The organism is Xenophilus sp. Marseille-Q4582, assembly GCF_916700565.1.
Taxonomy (GTDB): Bacteria; Pseudomonadota; Gammaproteobacteria; order Burkholderiales; family Burkholderiaceae_C; genus Xenophilus.
Genome location: NZ_CAKAKO010000006.1, coordinates 879,726 through 897,300, shown reverse-complemented (window position 1 = coordinate 897,300; position 17,575 = coordinate 879,726). Strand labels below are relative to the sequence as shown.

Below are 17,575 nucleotides of genomic sequence, written 5' to 3'. Positions count from 1 at the left end.
CTCAGAGGAAGCGGTCGATGCGGAAAGGGGTGAGGTCGACGTCGGTGCGGCCGTGCACGATCAGGTCGGTGACCAGGCGGGCCGAGATCGGTGCGAGCGTGTAGCCGTTGGAGGTGACGGCGTTGTAGAAGCCGGGCACGCCGGGCACGTCGCCCAGGATGGGCGCGCCGTCGATGTTGACGTTCATGCCGGCCCAGCAGCGGATCATGTGCAGGCCGCTCACCGCCGGCAGCACCTGGCGCGCGACCCACAGGCTGCCCTCGATGCTGTCGCGCTCGGCGCGGTTCAGGCGCATGCCTTCGTGGAAGGCCGCGGTCCAGCCGCCGCCGATGATGAGCCCGCCGGTGGCGGCCTGCTTCAGGCTCAGGTGGCGGTCGGCATGGGCGATCAGGTGGTCCACCAGCGGCGGCGCGGGCTCGGTCACGATCATCTGCAGCGGCGCGCCCTTGACGGGGATGCGCACGCCCAGCATGTCGCCCACGGTGCTGGACCAGGCGCCGCTGGCGTTCACGACCCGCCCCGCGCGGATCGGCCCGCGCGAGGTTTGCACCAGGAAGCCGGCCCCATCGCCGGGCAGCCGTTCGATGGCCGTGACGTTGCAGCCGCGCACGAAGCGCGCGCCGCGCTTCGTCGCCTGTGCGGCCACGGCATAGGTGGCGCGCAGCGGGTTGATCTTGCCTTCCATGGGGCACAGCTCGGCGCCCAGCAGCGATTCGGACAGGGCCGGCGACAGGCGGCGCAGTTCCTCGGCATCGAGCAGATGCGCTTCGATGCCGTAACTGCGCTCCAGCGCGACCTTGGCCTGCAGGAAGCGCATGCCGGCTTCGCTGTCGGCCACCATGAGGCCGCCCGTGACCTTGATCTCCAGGTCCTCGCCGGTGTCGCGTTCGATCTCCTGCCACAGCCGCACCGACAGCGGCCCCAGGGGCAGCGTGGCGGCCGCGGGGCCGCCGCCCGCCTGTGCCTTGGCGCCGAAGTCGAAGGACAGCAGCTGCACATGCAGGCTGCCCGCGTTGGCGCCCGAGGCCTGCAGGTTCAGGTCGTCGCGGTCGACCACCAGCACGTCCTGCCCGGCCAGCGAGAGGTAGTAGGCCATGCAGGCGCCCAGCACGCCGCCGCCGATCACCAGCACGTCGGCCTGCATCGCCGGCAGCGCGCCGCCCTCGACCGGCCGCGCGAGGTTGGGGGTGATAGCGGGTTTGTGTCCGCCCCATTCGGGCTTCTCGAAACCCAGGGCGCCGGCCGGCACCGGCTTGGCCGGCGGGCGCGGCGCGAAATACTGTTCGGCCTCGGGCGCGCGGCCGGTCATCTCCTGGACCAGCCGGGCCGCCGTGATGGCGCAGTAGCGCCCCTGGCAGCGGCCCATGCCCAGGCGCGTGTTGCGCTTGATCGCGGCCAGCGTGTCGCGGCCGGCGCGGATCTGCGCGCGCACGTCGCCGAAGCGCACTTCCTCGCAGCGGCACAGCACGGTGTCGTCCGGCAGCTCGGCCAGGCGCACCGGCGGCGGTGCGTAGAGGGACCACAGGGCCTGCTGGAACTCGGCGGCGCGCTGCAGCTGGCGGCGCGCGTCGGTGGTGTCGGGGGGAGTCTTGCCCAACGCGCGCGCCGCTGCCGCACCGGCCAGCGTGCCGCGCGCCAGCGCCACGCGCGAGCCGCCCAGGTCGGCGCCGTCGCCGACGACGTAGACGCCTTCGATGCCGGTGGCGCCGTCTTCGCGCGTCACCGTCGCGGGGTGGCCCAGGTGGCGCGGCGCCACGCGGTGCTCGCAGCCCAGCATGCGCGCGAGTTCGGTGGAGGGCACGAAGCCATAGCCCACGCACAGCGTGTCGGCGTCGAAGCTGCGGGCCGTGCCGCAGGGCTGGCCCACGGCATCGAGCGCGGCGGTGTGCACGCGCGCCACCCGCTCCGCGCCTTCGACGCCCGTGACGGCCTGGCCCCAGAGCACCGGCACGCCGTGCGCGCGCAGCTGGCGCAGGTAGCGCCAGCCTTGCAGCAGCAGGTCGGGCGCGTTGCGCGCGGCGCGGGCCAGGTCGCGCGCATGGCGCAGCGAAGGCCGCGGCGCCGATTCGAGCACCGCGAGCACCTGGGCGCCGCCGCCGATCAGCTCGACCGCGAGCTGCAGGTTCAGCGGCCCGTTGCCCGCGATCACGATGCGCTGCCCCGGCGAAACGCGGTAGGCGCGGGCCAGTGTCTGGGCGGCGCCGGTGGTCATCACGCCGGGCAGCGTCCAGCCGGGGAAGGGGGCGGGGCGCTCGTAGGCGCCGGGCGCGATCACCAGCTGCCGGCAGCGCACGGTGGTGGCGCGGCCGCCGATGACGGCGCCCACCTCCTGCGCCGAGAAGGCGGCCCAGACCTGGGCTTCCTGGATGACGCGCACGCCGGCTTCCTGCACGGCGCGCGCCAGGGCCAGGCCCTGCGCGAACTGGGTGTCGGTGGGCGTGGCCGCGGCGTGCGACGGGGCCAGCGGCTTGAAGAACTGGCCGCCGCTTTGGGGCCGCTCGTCGAGCACGATGACGTGCACGCCGGCCTGCGCGGCGGCCAGCGCGGCCGACAGGCCGGCCGGGCCGGCGCCCACGACCAGCAGCTCGGTCTCGATGACTTCGGCGGCTTCATGCGCTTCGGGCACCAGCGGCTCCAGCGGGTCGTCGGCCGTGCCGGCCGGCATGGCCGAGCGCACCTGCGCGCCGTCACTGGCCTTGGTCAGGCAGGCGCGCTGGCTGGCGCGGCCGTCCACCGTCACCAGGCAGTCGAAACAGGCCCCCATGCCGCAGTACAGGCCGCGGCGTTCGCCGCTGCGCGTGTGCCGCATCTGCGCGATGCCGGCGGCCGACAGGGCGGCGGCGATGGTCTCGCCTTCCAGGCTGTCGACCGGCTGGCCGTCGTACCAGAAGCGGATGGGCCGGCCGCTGGCCCGGATGGAAGGGTGGTGGAGGCGTGAGGCGCTCATGGACGGAGAACGAAAGGGGCCGAATGGAAAGTCAGACGCGTGTTTGACTTTGCATTCGGTATACGTATACTACACGTATACAATCGCCCCGTCATCCGATTTTTGAACCAAGGACGCGCATGACCGCCTTCCGAGGCACCTATACGGTGCTCATCACCCCCATGACCGCCGACGGCAAGTCGGTGGATGTGCCAGCACTCAAGAAGCTGGTGGACTGGCAGATCGAAGAGGGGATCCACGGCCTGATTCCGCTGGGCAGCACGGGCGAGTTCCTGTCGCTCACGCCCGAGGAAAGGCAACTGGTCATCGAGACCTGCGTGAGCACTGCAGCAAAACGCGTGCCCGTGCTGATCGGCACGGGGGCGGAGTGGACGGACGAATGCGTGCGCCTGTCGCGCGAAGCCCAGGCCATGGGCGCGGACGGCGTGATGATCATCCCGCCCTTCTACAGCACGCCCACCGACGACGAGCTGTTCGCGCACTACCGCAAGGTGGGCGAGGCGATCGACATCCCCATCATGGTCTACAACAACCCGGCCACGGCCAACGTGGACCTCAAGCCCGAACTGGTGGCCCGCCTCTCGCGCATCGACAACTGCATGTACATCAAGGAGTCCACGCTGGAGGTCACGCGCGTGCGCGACATCATTGAGCTGTGCGGGGACCGCATGACCGTCTTCGCCGGCATCCTGGGCTACGAATCCTTCTGGCTCGGCGCGCAGGGCTGGGTGGCCGTGTGCTCCAACCTCATCCCGAAGATGTCGGCCCGCCTGTTCGAGCTGGTGGCCGACGAGCGCAACCAGCCGGAGGCGCTGGCGCTCTACAAGAAGATGCTGCCGATCGTGCGCTGGGTTGGCGGCCACCGCTACGTGGCGGCCTCCAAGGACGGCCTGGGCATGATGGGCCTGCCCGTGGGCCAGCCGCGCGCGCCGCGCCTGCCGCTGCCCGAGGCCGATGCCCGGCTGCTGCGCGCCGAACTGGACCGGCTGGGCCTGCTCGGCTCCATCGCCTGAGCGCGGCGCGCCGTCCAGCCCGTTCTCGCCCGCTCCCTTTCCCTCCCTCCCACTCGCTCGAAGGATTCGTCATGAAAACGCTTTCCGCTCTCGCCACCGCCGCTTTCCTGGTCCTCGGCGCCGGCCATGCCCATGCACAGGCCTGCAAGTCGCCCGTGCCGGATTCGGCCCTGGTCAAGAAGGGCACGCTGGTGATGTCGGTGAACCCGACCTTGCCGCCCATGCAGTTCGTCGACCAGACCGGTGCCTTGAAGGGCATGCGCGTGGAACTGGGCGAGATGGTGGCCAAGCGCCTGTGCCTGACGCCCGAGTACGTGCGCATCGAGTTCTCGGCCATGATCCCCGGCCTGCAGGGCGGCCGCTGGGACCTGATCAACACCGGCATCTTCTACACCGACGAGCGCGCCAGGCTGATGCAGATGCTGCCCTACGAAGACCAGGCGATCAGCATCAGCACGGTCAAGGGCAACCCGCTGAAGATCGCCAAGCCCGAAGACCTGTCGGGCAAGAGCATCGGCGTGGAGATCGGCGGCTTCGAGGAACGCAAGGCGCGCGAGCTGGACAAGCAGCTCACTGACAAGGGCATGAAGGGCATGACCATCCGCACCTTCGAGAACTTCGCGATGGCCTACCAGTCGCTGCGCGCGGGCCAGGTCGAAGTGGCGCTGTCCATCGACTCCACCGCCGCCGAGTACCAGAAGCGCGGCGAATTCGACCGCGTGCTGCACGGCCTGTTCCCCACGCCCGTGGCGCTGGCCACCAAGAACAGGCAACTCGCCGATGCCGTGGCCAAGGTGCTCAACGACATGAAGGCCGACGGCAGCTTCCAGAAGCTGTTCGACCAGTACGGCGTCAAGGCCATCGACGGCGCCGTGGCCGTCAAGGGCCCGGCGGGTTGACGCCTGCGCGCTGCGCCGCCGCGGATGCCCCGGAGGCATGACGCGGCGGCTTGCCTCCCAATGAACTGAATCAAGGATCCTCATGGCACAAGGCTGGAGCTGGTCGGGCTTCTTCGACTACCTGTTCAACCCGTACATCCTCGGCGGCGCGGTCACCACGCTCTGGCTCACGCTGGCCGCCATCGCGGGCGGCCTGGTGCTGGGCTGCACGCTCGCGCTGGCGCGGCTGTCGAAATACCGCTGGCTCTCGGTCCCGGCCCATTTCTACATCTGGGTGTTCCGAGGCACGCCGCTGCTGGTGCAGCTGATCATCATCTACACCGGCCTGCCGCAGCTGGGGCTGCGCCTGTCGGTGATCGAGTCGGCGCTGCTGGGCCTGATCCTCAATGAAGCGGCCTACCTGGCCGAGATCGTGCGCGGCGGCATCCAGGGCGTGCCCCTGGGCCAGACGAACGCGGCGCGGGCCGTGGGCTTCAGCGGGGCGCAGGCCATGCGCTACATCGTGATGCCGCAGGCGCTGCGGCTGATCGTGCCCACGCTGGGCAACAGCGTGAACGGGCTGCTCAAGACCACCTCTATCGCCTCCGTCATCTCCATGGAGGAACTGCTGCGCCGCACGCAGGTGCTGATCCAGGAGAAGTTCATGGTGCTGGAGCTGTTCATCGTGGCGGCGATCTACTACCTGGTCATGACGACGGCGTGGGACTTCGTGCAGCGCCGCATCGAACGCCACTTCGGGCGCGCCTACAGCAACACTGCCGCGCCGGCCCAGGGCGAGGCCGCCGCCGCGGCCGTCGTCGAACAGCGCTGAGGAGCCTGCCATGCCCAGCTACGACCTCATCGTGCGCAACGCCGACATCGCCACCATCGGCGACCGCTACACCGCCGACATCGGCGTGCGCGAGGGGCGCATCGTCGCCATCGCCCAGGGCCTGGAAGGCGAAGCGGCGCGCGAGCTGGACGCCGCGGGCCGCCTGGTCACGCCCGGTGGCGTGGACGGCCACTGCCACTTCGACCAGCCGACCAACGACGGCTCGAAGTACGCCGACGACTTCTTCACCGGCACGCGCTCGGCGGCCTGCGGCGGCACCACCACCGTGCTGCCCTTCGCCCTGCAGCAAAAGGGCGGCACCATCCAGGCCGCGGTGGACGACTACCACCGGCGCGCCCACGGCAAGGCGGTGATCGACTACGCCTTCCATCTGATCGTGGCCGACGCCACGAAGGACGTGACCCAGCGCGAGCTGCCGAAGCTGATCGGGGAGGGCTACACCTCCTTCAAGATCTACATGACCTACGACGACCTGAAGCTGGGCGACCGGCAGATCATCGAGGTGCTGGCCACGGCTCGCAAGCATGGCGCCATGACCATGATCCACGCGGAGAACAGCGACTGCATCGCGTGGCTGACCGAGCAGCTGCTGGATGCCGGCCTGACGGCCCCGCGCTACCACGCCACGTCGCGGCCCATGGCCGTGGAGCGCGAGGCCACGCACCGCGCCATCGCGCTGGCCGAGCTGATCGACACGCCGATCCTGATCGTGCACGTGTCGGGCCGCGAGGCCATCGAGCAGATCCACTGGGCACGCGGGCGCGGCCTGCCCATCCATGCCGAGACCTGCCCGCAGTACCTGTTCCTGAGCGCGGAAGACCTGGGCATCGACCCCGACGATCCGCTGCACGGCGCGCGCTGCATCTGCAGCCCGCCGCCGCGCGACAAGGCCAACCAGCAGTTCGTCTGGAACGGTCTGTCCAGCGGGCTGTTCACCATCGTCTCTTCCGACCATGCGCCCTTCAGCATGGAAGGCCCGCACGGCAAGCGCGCCGCGGGCGAAGTGGCCTCCTTCGACCGGATTCCCAATGGCGTGCCGGGCGTGGAAACGCGCCTGCCGCTCTTGATGAGCGAAGGCGTGCTGGGCGGGCGCATCGACATCCACCGTTTCGTGGAGCTGACGGCCACCAACCCGGCACGCCTGTATGGCCTGTACCCGCGCAAGGGCACCATCGCCGTAGGCAGCGACGCCGACCTCGTGGTCTGGGACCGGTTCCCCGAAGGCCAGGAGCGCGTGCTCGTCAACGCGATGCTGCACCACGCCGTGGACTACACGCCCTACGAAGGCATGCGCATGCGCGCCTGGCCCGCCACCACCGTCTCGCGGGGCCGCCTGGTGTGGCACGAGGGCCGGTTCCTGGCCGAGCCGGGTTCGGGCGAGTTCCTGCCCTGCCTGCGGCCACAGCTCCCGCGCGCCTCGAACCCGCTCGACAAATGGCTCTAGCAGGCCGTTGAAAAATCCCCTGCGAGCGTCCGCGTCGGCCGCTACGATCTGAAGCCATCCCGGAACAACTGCGACAAGAAAGATGAGAGGCAACCAAGACTTCCAGGGGGCGATGTTTAGCTACATCAGCCTTGAAGAAAGAGTGCCAGCGGCACACCCGCTGCGCAAGTTGCGCGCCGTGGTGGATGCGCTGCTGTCGAGCATGAACAGCGAGTTCGAAGCGGTGTACGCCCGCCGTGGCCGCCCCTCGGTGCCGCCGGAGATGCTGCTCAAGGCCTTGCTGCTGCAAATCCTGTTCTCCATCCGCAGCGAACGCCAGCTGGTCGAGGCGGTCAACTACAACCTGCTGTACCGCTGGTTCGTGGGCCTGAACATTGAAGACAAGGTCTGGGACCACTCCACCTTCAGCGCCAACCGCGAACGCCTCTTCAACGAAGACCTGGCGCGCGCCTTCTTCGAGCGCGTCAAGCTCAGCGCCCAGTGGGGCCGGCTTGCCAGCGACGAACACGTCAGCGTGGACGGCACGCTGATTGAGGCCTGGGCCTCGCACAAGAGTTTCAAACGCAAAGACGACGACAGCGGCACGCCACCCGGACGCAACCCCGAGGTGAACTTCAAAGGGCAGGAGCGCTGCAACGACACCCACGCCAGCACCACCGATGCCGATGCCCGGCTGTTCAAGAAGAGCGCGGGCGACAAATCTCGCCTGTGCCACATGGGGCACATCCTCATGGAGAACCGCAACGGGCTGATCGTGGATGTGGAGATCACACATGCCAGTGGCACCGCCGAGCGCGAGGCGGCGCTGGCGATGCTCAAACGCCGGGGAAACAAGAACAAGCGGGCCACGGTCGGGGCCGACAAAGGTTACGACAGCCAGGCCTTCATCAAGGGCTGCCGAAAGCTCAAAGTCACGCCACACGTGGCGGCCAAGGACAAGCACTCGGCGGTCGATGGCCGCATCCGGCGCCACGAGGGCTACAAGACCAGCCTCAAAGTGCGCAAGCGCATCGAGGAGGCCTTTGGCTGGATCAAGACAGTGGGTGGTCTGGCCAAGACCAAATTGATCGGTCAGGCCAAGCTCGCGGGCCAGGCGCTGCTGTGCTTTGCCACCTACAACCTGGTGCGCATGGGCAGTCTGGGCGGCTGGTGGGACGCGCATCATGCGTGAACCATGGGATACGTGCGCCCGGAACGGGCAAAACGGCCTGCAAACAGGCCGAAATGGCCGCTCCAATCGCTGCGCAGGCCAGTTTGGGCGATCCGTTTCTTCGAAATCCACGACCCTGGCGCGTTCGATGAGCATTTTTTCAACGGCCTGCTAGGCACGCGCGCCCTGCCTGCGGACTGATAAGCTCCGGCGCCCAGCGAGTCCCTTATGCCAAGCCTTCCCAGCCCGGCGCAGCCCGCCACCATCACCATCGCGCCGCTCGAAGTGCGCTCCGCCAGCCTGGCGGAGCAGGCCTACGAGCGCTTGCGCACGCTCATCCTCGACCGCCGGATCCACGCAGGCGCGCCCTTGCAGGAAGGGCGGCTGGCCGACGAGCTGGGCATCTCGCGCACGCCGATGCGCGAGGCGCTGGTGCGGCTGGCGGGCGAAGGCCTGCTGGTGCGGCGCGATGCGCGTTCCTACGCCGTGCGCGCGTTGGGCACCAAGGAATACTTCGACTGCATGCGCGCGCGCGAGGTCATCGAGTGCGAGGCCATCGCCCTGGCGGCCACGCGCATCGAGCCGGCCGAGCTGGATCGCCTGCAGGCCGAGATCGACGCGCTCAACGTGGGCGAGCACGACGAGATCGAGCACTGGCATTTCGACGACCGTTTCCATGCCTTCATCGCCACGGGCAGCGGCAACGTGGTCTTTCCGCGGCTGGTGGAAGAGCTGCGCGTGAACGCGCGGCTGTTCCGCCTGCACAGCCCCCTGCATCGCCAGCGCGAGAACCATGACGAGCATGGCGACATCCTGGCCGCGCTGCGCACGCGCGACCCGGAGAAGGCGCGCGAGGCCATGCGTGCCCACCTGCGCAGCCTGCAGGACGACGTCAAGCGCGCGCTGATCGATTGAAACCGGGCCCGAGCCGGGCCCCGGTTGCCCCTCGATCAGTCCAGCATGTTGCGCAGGGCCGCTTCCACCGCCGCGGCGGTGGCCAGCGGCTTTTCCATCGGAAAGAGGTGCGTGCCATCCAGCATGATCACGCGGCCCTGGGTGATGCGCAGCGTGGCGGCCATGCCCACGCGCTTCATCTCGGCCGACTGGCGCCCGCCGATGAAGGCGGCCGGGCATTGCAGCGGATGGCGGCGCAGCAGCGCGCCCAGGTTGTGGGGCAGGCCGTCGTAGATGGCGGCTTCCACGTCGCGTTCGAAGGCCAGCGCGCGCGCATCGCCGTTCGCGAAGGTGCCGTGGTCGATGTAGTCGTGCAGCACCTGCGGGTCCCAGCGCGCGAAGACCTTCTTGCTGCGGAAATGCGCGTACACGGCCTCGCGGTCCTGCCACTGGTCGCGCCGGCGCCGGCTCACCAGGCTGGGGGAGAAGCGCTTCATCAGCGGCGTGCGCTTGGCCAGGCCCAGGGCGCCGGCCTTCCAGCCGTCGAGCAGCGGGGAGTCGATGAGCAGCACGCCACGCGCCAGTTGCGGGTGCTGTGCGGCGCACATCAGGCTCAGGAAACCGCCCAGCGAATGGCCGACCAGGAAAGGCGCCTGGCCGTCGGCCGATTGCACCAGCGGCAGCACGAAATCGTGCAATTGGCGCACGAGGTGCGGCCAGTTGTTGCTGACCGGGTAGAGCGGGTCGTGGCCGAACTTCTCGATCGCGTGCACGGTGAAGCCGCGCGAGCGCAGGCTGTCGAGCATCACGCGGTAGGTGCTGGCCGGAAAGCTGTTGCCGTGCGAGAAGACGATGGGGGGCAGGGCCGCGTGGCGCGCGGCGTCGGAGGATGGGCTCACAGGTTGCGGCTCAGCCTTTTCAAATCAGCCGTTCCTGCGGTGTCGTGATCTTGCGCAGCACCTCGTGCCGCGCCGCCGGCATCTTCAGCGGATGCTCGGTGGCGGCGTCGTCCCACACCGGGTCTTCCAGGCTGTCGAAGACCTCGCGCAGCTTCTGGCCCCAGCCGCTGTGGATCATGCGGTAGTACGGGTTCTCGGCGTCGATGCAGACGATCTTGTCGGTCTGCAGGCGGCCGGCCTCGTAGACCACCAGGTCCAGCGGCAGGCCGACCGAGAGGTTGGACTTCATGGTCGAGTCCATGGACACGAGCGCGCATTTGGCGGCTTCCTGCAGCGGCGTGTCGGGCGTCAGCACGCGGTCCAGCACCGGCTTGCCGTACTTGGATTCGCCGATCTGGAAGTAGGGCGTCTCGTTGGTCGCCTCGATGAAGTTGCCGGCCGAGTAGACCAGGAACAGCCGCATCGCCTCGCCCTTGATCTGGCCGCCGAAGATGAAGGTGACGTTGAAGTCCACGCCCGCATGCTTGAGCGACTCGGCGTCACGGTCGTACACATGGCGCACGGCGCTGCCGAGCACGCGCGCGGCGTCGAACATGCTGGTCGCGTTCCAGATCGTGATGGGCTGGCCAGACTCGTTGCGCTCCTTGAGCTCTTCCACCTGCAGGATCTCGCGCACCGACTGCGAGATGCTGAGGTTGCCGGCCGACAGCAGCACCATGGTGCGGTCACCCGGCTTCTCGTACACGATCATCTTGCGGAAGGTGGAAATGTGGTCCACGCCCGCGTTGGTGCGCGAGTCGGACAGGAACACCAGGCCGGCGTTGAGTTTGATGCCTACGCAATAAGTCATGATCGAGGAAGACTCGCTGCCGGGAGCGCGCACGATGGGAAACGGTCGAGGGACAAGGGAGGCCGGCACACACGGGCGCCGGGCACGAGCGTTGGGATTCTAGGGGCCGGGGAGGGCCCGTCCGGGCGCCCGGCCGTGCGCTTTTGCCTGCAATCCGCGGTGCCGAGCCGGGCCTTCGCGGCGCGCCGCAGCACCGGCCGGCCTGTTCAGGCGCGTTCGCGCTGCTGCAGCTTCTTGAGCGCGTAGAGCGCGTCCAGCGCCTCGCGCGGGCTCAGCGTGTCGGGGTCGATGGCGGCGAGCGCCGCCTCGATCGCGCTGGCTTCGGGCACGTCGGCCGCGGGCGGCGGTGCGAACAGGTCGACCTGCGCGCGCGCGTCGCTCTGCTGCGCCTCCAGCGCCTGCAGGGCCTGGCGCGCATGCTGCACCACCTGGGCCGGCATGCCGGCCAGGCGCGCCACCTGGATGCCGTAGCTGCGGCTGGCCGGGCCGGGCTGGACCTCGTGCAGGAACACGATGTCGCGGCCCGCCTCGGTGGCGCTCACATGCATGTTGACGGCCGCGTGGTACTGCGCCGGGAACTCCGTCAGTTCGAAGTAGTGCGTGGCGAAGAGCGTGAAGGCGCGCGTGCGCTCATGCAGCTGCGCCGCGATGCCGGACGCCAGCGCCAGCCCGTCGAAGGTGCTGGTGCCGCGGCCGATCTCGTCCATCAGCACCAGCGAATGCGGCGTGGCGGCGTGCAGGATCTGCGCCGCCTCGGTCATCTCCAGCATGAAGGTGGACTGGGCGTTGGCCAGGTCGTCGGCCGCGCCGATGCGCGTGTGGATCGCATCGATGGGCCCCAGCCGGCAGCGGGCCGCAGGCACGAAGGAGCCCATGGACGCCAGCAGCACGATGATGGCCACCTGCCGCATGTAGGTGGACTTGCCGCCCATGTTGGGGCCCGTGATCACCTGCATGCGCTGGTTCGGGCCCAGGCGCGTGTCGTTGGCGATGAAGGCGCCGGCGGACTTCTCCGCCAGCCGCGCTTCGACCACCGGGTGGCGGCCCTTTTCGATCTCGATGCACGGATGGTTGACGAAGCTGGGCGCGTGCCAGTCGAGCGTGAGCGCGCGTTCGGCCAGCGCCGCGAGGGCGTCCAGCGTGGCCAGCGCCTCGGCCACACGCGTGAGTGCCGGCACATGCACCTGCAGCGCATCGAGCAACTGCTCGTAGAGCCATTTCTCGCGCGCCAGCGCGCGCTCCTGCGCCGACAGGGCCTTGTCCTCGAAGGCCTTGAGTTCGGGCGTGATGAAGCGCTCGGCGTTCTTCAGCGTCTGGCGGCGGCGGTAGTGCGCGGGCACCTTGCCCAGCGCGCTCTGTGTCACCTCGATGTAGAAGCCGTGCACGCGATTGAATTGCACGCGCAGGTTGGCGATGCCCGTGAGGTTGCGCTCCTGCACTTCGAGCTGCAGGAGGAAGTCGTCGCAGTTCTCGCTGATGGCCCGCAGCTCGTCGAGTTCGGCGTCGTGCCCGCGCGCGATCACGCCGCCGTCGCGCACCAGCGCCGCAGGTTCGGGCGCGATGGCGGCGCTCAGCAGCTCACCGCAGCCTGCGGGGGGCTCCAGCTCGGCCGCCAGGTGCGTGAGCAGCGCGCCCTGCGCGGGCAGCAGCGGCGCCAGCTGCTGCGCCTTGGCCAGCGCCAGGCACAGCGCCAGCAGCTCGCGCGGGCGTGCCTGCCGCAAAGCGATGCGCGCGGCGATGCGCTCCACGTCGCTGGTGTTTTTGAGCTGGTCGCGCAGCAGCTTCCAGGGCGCCGCGGTCTGGCCCGGCGCGGGGCGGTGCAGCGCGGCGATGGCCTCCAGGCGCAGCTGCGCCTCGGTGCGCTCGCGGCGCGGCGCCAGCAGCCAGCGGCGCAGCGCGCGGCTGCCCATGCCGGTCATGCAGGTGTCCAGCAGCGAAAAGAGCGTGGGCGAATCCTCGCCGCGCAGGGTCTGCACCAACTCCAGGTTGCGGCGCGTGGTGGGCGGCAGGTCGATCAGGTCGTCGGCGCGTTCGACCTGGATGCGCTGCAGGTGGCTCAGGGCCCGGCCCTGCGTGTGTTCGGCATAGCCCAGCAGCGCGGCGGCGGCGGCCTGCGCCTCGGGCAGGGTGTCGGCGCCCCAGGCCTGCAGGCTGGCCGCCTGCATCTGTTCGAGCAGCTTGCGCTCGCCCAGCTTCGCGTCGAACTGCCACGCCGGGCGCAGCGCCAGCGTGAAGGCGCCGCCCGACTGCTCGCGCGCATGCTTCAGGCGCTGCTCGAAGGCGGGCGTGACCTCGGCGCTGTAGAGCAGTTCGCTGGCGCCGATGCGGGCCAGCCAGGCTTCCAGGGCTTCGGCCTCGCACTGGGCCAGGTGCAGCACGGCGCCGGTCACGCTGAGCCAGGCCAGGCCCAGCGTGTGGCGGGGGCCGGCATGCACGGCCACAAGCAGGGCTTCACGCTTGTCGGTCAGCAGTTCGGCATCCGTCAGGGTGCCGGGCGTGACCACGCGCACCACCTTGCGCTCCACAGGGCCCTTGCCCGCCCCCACTTCGCCCACCTGTTCGCAGATCGCCACCGATTCGCCGAGCTTGATGAGCCGCGCCAGGTAGCTTTCCATCGAGTGAAAAGGCACGCCGCACATCACGACGGGCTGGCCGGCCGACTGTCCGCGCTGGGTGAGCGTGATGTCCAGCAGGCGCGAGGCCTTCTCGGCATCGGCATAGAACAGTTCGTAGAAGTCGCCCATCCGGTAGAACAGCAGCGTCTGCGGATGGTCGGCCTTGAGGCGCAGGTACTGCGCCATCATGGGGGTGTGCTGCGAAAAGTCGTCTTTCGCAGGTCTCTGATTCGTCAGGGTGTTTTCTTGCAAGTGGCTGCCTGTGCTGGTCTTCGCAGGGGGCGCGGCGAACCGTCCGGATGCATCCGCCACGCAGTGAAGGGGCGGTTGCGCGATTATCGCGGTGCCCGTGGACGGCCCGGCCGCGGCCCGGCAGACGTGAAGGCTTCCTCACATTCGCGCTTGATCACCGGCGCGGGAGTTCGTGAAATAGTGCAGGAACGCAAAGGCCGATTGGCGCCGCGCACGGGCCGGGCGCGCTTGGCGCGGTTAAGTTAATCTTTGATCAAGAAAACCAGGGCCTGCCTTTCGCAGGCCGGATCGGGGGACGCGACATGCAGCAGAAAGCCGTGACGGTGCCGAGCATGGATGCCAGGTTCATGCGCTGGGCCGCCTTGACAGATGCGTATGCCGAGCAGGTGGAGGCGATGGCGCGGCAGGAGCCGGGTGCGCGGGCCGAAGCGCAGCGCCTGTGCCGTGAACTGCGGGGCATGCGGCCCTGGACCGAGCCGCCGCCGCTGCCGAACTGAGCCGCTTTCGCCGCATCGCACAGGCGGCCGCAAGCCCGTCGGCGCAATCGCGCGTGGCCGGGCCGGCCTCGTCCGGCGCAGGAAGGTGTCAGGAACGCCGGCCGGTGAGGGCCTGGCGCACGGCCCGCAGCGCGTCCTGCCATTGGCGGAACGCCTGGACGTCCCGGGCGTCCAGTTGCTCCAGGGGCACGGCTGCGGCATCGGACCTGCCGCCGCCCCAACCGCCGAACTCCGGCAGTTCCAGGGGCTGGCTCAGCACGTACTCATGACCCAGCGAAGAAGCGTCATCGCTGGCAGCAAGTGAAGCGTCTTGAGAGGGCTTTGTCATGGGCTTGCCTTTGGGATGGGCCGGTTGTACTGCCGACCGCTGACCACCGCGAGGCATTTGTTCACGCAGCGCCTGTCTCCAGTGTGTCTTTGCGCCCGAGTGTGCTGCCGCGCACACCCCGGCAAGGCTGGGAAGGGGTGTTTCGTGCGTGGCGCGAAGGGGCCCCGTGCCCCGGCGGGCCGCTCAGGCCAGGGCGCTGCCGGCCGCCGCCGCGGCAGCGGCCGCGTCCAGGGGGCCGAGCGAGCGGGCCTGCCAGCCGTTCGCGCCGCAGCGAAAGTGCAACGGGTGTGCATTGGCCAGAAGGGCTGCTTCCAGCGGCACCGACAGCAGCGCAGCCAGGACGTAGAGCGAACCGCCATGGGCCACGACCAGCACCGGCCCTTCTCCTTCGAGCGCGGCCCCCAGGGCCTCGCGCTTGCGGTCGATGAACTGGGCCAGCGTCTCCCCGCCTTCAGGGGCGCAGTCCCAGTCGATGTCGGCCGACGAGGTGCCGATCAGCGCGCCGAAATGCCGCTCGCGCAGCAGGGGCTGGGCCAGCGGTTCGAGCTTCAGCCTCGCGGCCACGGTCTGGGCCGTGTGCAGGGCGCGGCGCGCGTCGCTACAGACGATGCGGCGGATCGGCTCGCGCGCCAGCACCGCCGCGGCGGCCTCGGCCTGCTGCTCGCCCAGCGCCGACAGCGGCTCGTCGTAGCTCTGGAAGATGCGCAGGGCGTTGCGGGGCGTCTGCCCATGGCGCAGGAAATAGAACTCGCCGCATCGCGGCTGCAGCGGCCGCGCGCAAGCCAGTTCGATCAGGCGCTCCAGCCCGCGGGAGCGTGGGGGAGCCGTTGCGGCGCAAGCGAGGGCAGGCGTGTTCATGGAACCTTGATGGGAGGTGGAAGGCGGTTCAGCCGGGCTGCGCCGCGCGCGAGAGCACGCGCACCAGGTCCGACTGCGTGAGGATGCCGACGGCGCGGCCGTGGGCATCGACGATGGGCAGGTGGTGGTGGCCGGCTTCGGAAAAAAGCGGGATCAGCTCGACCACGCGCTGTTCGGGCCGGGCCGTGCTCACGGCGGCGCTCATCAGCTGGCCGACCACCTCGGGTTTGCGGCTGTGCGTGCGCCGGCTCGGCCGCAGCAGCACGCGCAGGCGCTGGCCCAGGCCCTCGACGCTGCGGTGCTCGCCCATCGAATGGCGCATGAAGTCGGCCAGCGTCACGATGCCGATCAGGCGGTCGGCGCGGTCGACCACGGGCAGCGCCTTGATGCGGTGCGTGCGCAGCAATTGCCAGGCTTGCGACAGCGGCGTGCCGAACTCGGCCTTGACCAGCGTGCGCGACATCACGTCTTCGCAGCGCAACTCGCCCAGCGTGCGGTGCCAGGCGGCCAGTTCGGCTTCGCGCAGCAGGCCTTCCAGGTCGTCGCGGCTGATGTCCAGCACCTGGTTGTAATGGGCCAGGGCGGCATCGAAGTCGGCACTCGTGAAGCGGCTCGCCGGCTGGCCCGGCGCGGGCGCGGCGGCGCGCTGCCGGTGCGGGTAGGCCCGGCCCGTGAGGCTGTTGTAGACCACGCCGGCCAGCACCAGCAGCAGCGAGTTGCCGAGCACGGGAAACAGCGCGAAATGTGGATCGCGCACCTGCATCAGCACGATCAGCAGCGCCGAGGCGCCGCCCGGCGGGTGCAGGCAGCGCAGCGCGAACATCAGGCTGATGGCCAGGCTCACCGCCGCCGCGGCCGCCAGCGCCGGGTCGGGGATCAGCGCCACGCAGGCCATGCCCACCAGCGCCGACAGCGTGTTGCCCCCGATCACCGACCAGGGCTGCGCCAGCGGGCTGGCCGGCACGGCGAAGACCAGCACGGCACTGGCACCCATGGGCGCGATGAGCCAGGCGACTTTGCCCATGTCCCCGGCCCGCGCGGCCAGGGCGTGGCTCAGCAGCGCGGTGAAGAACAGGCCCAGCCCGGCGCCCAGCGTGGCGCGCAGCCGCTCGCGCGTGTCCACGCGCAGCACGGCGGGCAGCAGCGACACGAAGGCTTCGCGCAGCCGTTGGAGTCGGGGGACGGAAGGGGAGGCCGGAGGAGGGCTCACGCGCAGGCAGGAAAGGGATCGCAATGCGCGGCCCGGGAGAAGCGAGGGCCGCGGCGGCATGCGCGCGGCAGCCCTTGGCGCACGAAGCCGGCACGAAGCCCTGGTGCGGCCCGGCCGCAAGCCGCCAGTCTAGGCCGTGCACCGTTCCCGTGCACGTGCGCGCGCGACAGACCCTACAGCTTGGGGATGCGCAGGGTCTTGCTGATCATCAGCGTGCCTGACAGGGCATAGAGCAGCGCCAGGGGATGCAGCGTCCACGGGCCCAGCAGCCAGCCGCCGCCCCACACTGCGTCGCCCAGCCGCCCCTGGGCCGCGGCCCAGGCCAGCAGGCCGACCAGGGCCACGCTGGTCGGGATGGGCGTGCCTTCGAAATACTTCACCTTGTCGCCGCCGGCAGAGAGCGTTTCGGCGGTGACGTTGAAGCGCGCGAGCCGGCTCACGCCGCAGCACACGAAATAGATCAGCAGCACGGCGTCCCAGCCGCCGCGCAGCCCGGCCGCGAAGCCCAGCGCCGCGGGCGCGACGCCGAAGGAGATCACGTCGGCCAGCGAGTCCAGCTCACGACCCAGCGGGGAAGAGTTCTGCCGCCAGCGCGCGATGCGCCCGTCCAGCACGTCGAAGACGAAGGCGGCCGGCGCCAGGGCGGCGGCCAGGTAGAAATGCCGCAGTTCGCCGCTCGCGACGAAGGCCATGGCCAGGAACACGGCGCCCACGCCGCAGGCGGCATTGCCGAGCGTGAAGAAGTCCGCGAGGTGGAACTCCCGGATCATCGTGAAATGGCGGCGCGGCGCGGGGGGCGAGGGGTCCGTGTGCGGCATGCAGGAATTGTGCAGGGGCGCGGGGGCGGCGGCTGTCATCGCAGGCCGCGTGGGCCTGCCGGCCGGCCC

At 69.9% G+C, this 17,575-nt stretch carries 16 protein-coding genes; 8 read left to right on the top strand and 8 right to left on the bottom strand.

Translation table 11 applies throughout. The features are described 5' to 3' along the window. Position 1: 1 nt before the first annotated feature. Positions 2 to 2,947, bottom strand: coding sequence for an FAD-dependent oxidoreductase (locus tag LG388_RS24425; protein WP_225785140.1), 2,946 nt, complete (start codon positions 2,945 to 2,947; stop codon positions 2 to 4). A gap of 119 nt (positions 2,948 to 3,066) precedes the next feature. On the opposite strand from LG388_RS24425, the gene LG388_RS24420 reads away from it, so the two are divergent. The 7 genes from LG388_RS24420 to LG388_RS24390 all read left to right on the top strand — a co-directional run bounded on the left by LG388_RS24420 (position 3,067) and on the right by LG388_RS24390 (position 9,200). Beyond that, the gene (locus LG388_RS24420; protein ID WP_225785139.1) at positions 3,067 to 3,960 is read left to right on the top strand and encodes a dihydrodipicolinate synthase family protein; all 894 of its coding nucleotides are present in this window, start codon (positions 3,067 to 3,069) and stop codon (positions 3,958 to 3,960) included. Positions 3,961 to 4,031: 71 nt separating this feature from the next. Continuing rightward, positions 4,032 to 4,859: an ABC transporter substrate-binding protein gene (locus LG388_RS24415; RefSeq protein ID WP_225785138.1), complete on the top strand. Its 828-nt coding sequence runs from the start codon at positions 4,032 to 4,034 to the stop codon at positions 4,857 to 4,859. Between the two features lie 82 nt (positions 4,860 to 4,941). Next, positions 4,942 to 5,670, top strand: coding sequence for an amino acid ABC transporter permease (locus LG388_RS24410; protein WP_225785137.1), 729 nt, complete (start codon positions 4,942 to 4,944; stop codon positions 5,668 to 5,670). A 10-nt stretch (positions 5,671 to 5,680) separates the two neighbouring features. Continuing rightward, the gene (gene hydA, locus LG388_RS24405; RefSeq protein WP_225785136.1) at positions 5,681 to 7,135 is read left to right on the top strand and encodes a dihydropyrimidinase; all 1,455 of its coding nucleotides are present in this window, start codon (positions 5,681 to 5,683) and stop codon (positions 7,133 to 7,135) included. 82 nt (positions 7,136 to 7,217) lie between these two features. Beyond that, complete coding sequence (locus LG388_RS24400; protein ID WP_225785135.1) at positions 7,218 to 8,306, top strand: IS5 family transposase; 1,089 nt, start codon at positions 7,218 to 7,220, stop codon at positions 8,304 to 8,306. 3 nt (positions 8,307 to 8,309) lie between these two features. Next, entirely contained in the window at positions 8,310 to 8,486 is a 177-nt protein-coding gene (locus LG388_RS24395) for a hypothetical protein (RefSeq protein WP_225785134.1), read from the top strand. Between the two features lie 27 nt (positions 8,487 to 8,513). Beyond that, on the top strand, positions 8,514 to 9,200 hold the full coding sequence (locus LG388_RS24390) for a GntR family transcriptional regulator (RefSeq protein ID WP_225785133.1): 687 nt from the start codon (positions 8,514 to 8,516) through the stop codon (positions 9,198 to 9,200). A gap of 35 nt (positions 9,201 to 9,235) precedes the next feature. Here the strand turns inward: LG388_RS24390 and LG388_RS24385 are convergent, their stop codons facing one another. The 3 genes from LG388_RS24385 to mutS all read right to left on the bottom strand — a co-directional run bounded on the left by LG388_RS24385 (position 9,236) and on the right by mutS (position 13,732). Further along, entirely contained in the window at positions 9,236 to 10,042 is an 807-nt protein-coding gene (locus LG388_RS24385; RefSeq protein ID WP_225785197.1) for an alpha/beta hydrolase, read from the bottom strand. Between the two features lie 55 nt (positions 10,043 to 10,097). After that, positions 10,098 to 10,928, bottom strand: a complete 831-nt coding sequence (locus LG388_RS24380; protein ID WP_225785132.1) for a proteasome-type protease — start codon at positions 10,926 to 10,928, stop codon at positions 10,098 to 10,100. Positions 10,929 to 11,134: 206 nt separating this feature from the next. Beyond that, entirely contained in the window at positions 11,135 to 13,732 is a 2,598-nt protein-coding gene (gene mutS, locus LG388_RS24375) for a DNA mismatch repair protein MutS (protein ID WP_225785131.1), read from the bottom strand. Between the two features lie 365 nt (positions 13,733 to 14,097). Here mutS and LG388_RS24370 point away from each other — a divergent pair, with 365 nt between their 5' ends. Continuing rightward, complete coding sequence (locus LG388_RS24370; protein ID WP_225785130.1) at positions 14,098 to 14,292, top strand: hypothetical protein; 195 nt, start codon at positions 14,098 to 14,100, stop codon at positions 14,290 to 14,292. 88 nt (positions 14,293 to 14,380) lie between these two features. On the opposite strand, the gene LG388_RS24365 is transcribed toward LG388_RS24370, so the two are convergent. From LG388_RS24365 to LG388_RS24350, 4 genes are all read right to left on the bottom strand, one after another. Continuing rightward, the gene (locus LG388_RS24365; protein ID WP_225785129.1) at positions 14,381 to 14,620 is read right to left on the bottom strand and encodes a hypothetical protein; all 240 of its coding nucleotides are present in this window, start codon (positions 14,618 to 14,620) and stop codon (positions 14,381 to 14,383) included. Positions 14,621 to 14,803: 183 nt separating this feature from the next. Then, positions 14,804 to 15,478 (bottom strand): histidine phosphatase family protein, encoded by a 675-nt coding sequence (locus tag LG388_RS24360; protein ID WP_225785128.1) that lies wholly within the window; start codon positions 15,476 to 15,478, stop codon positions 14,804 to 14,806. A gap of 28 nt (positions 15,479 to 15,506) precedes the next feature. After that, the gene (locus LG388_RS24355) at positions 15,507 to 16,688 is read right to left on the bottom strand and encodes an HPP family protein (RefSeq protein ID WP_225785127.1); all 1,182 of its coding nucleotides are present in this window, start codon (positions 16,686 to 16,688) and stop codon (positions 15,507 to 15,509) included. A 173-nt stretch (positions 16,689 to 16,861) separates the two neighbouring features. After that, a complete protein-coding gene (locus tag LG388_RS24350; protein WP_225785126.1) occupies positions 16,862 to 17,506 on the bottom strand; it encodes a phosphatidylcholine/phosphatidylserine synthase in 645 nt (214 codons plus the stop codon). Positions 17,507 to 17,575: the final 69 nt, after the last annotated feature.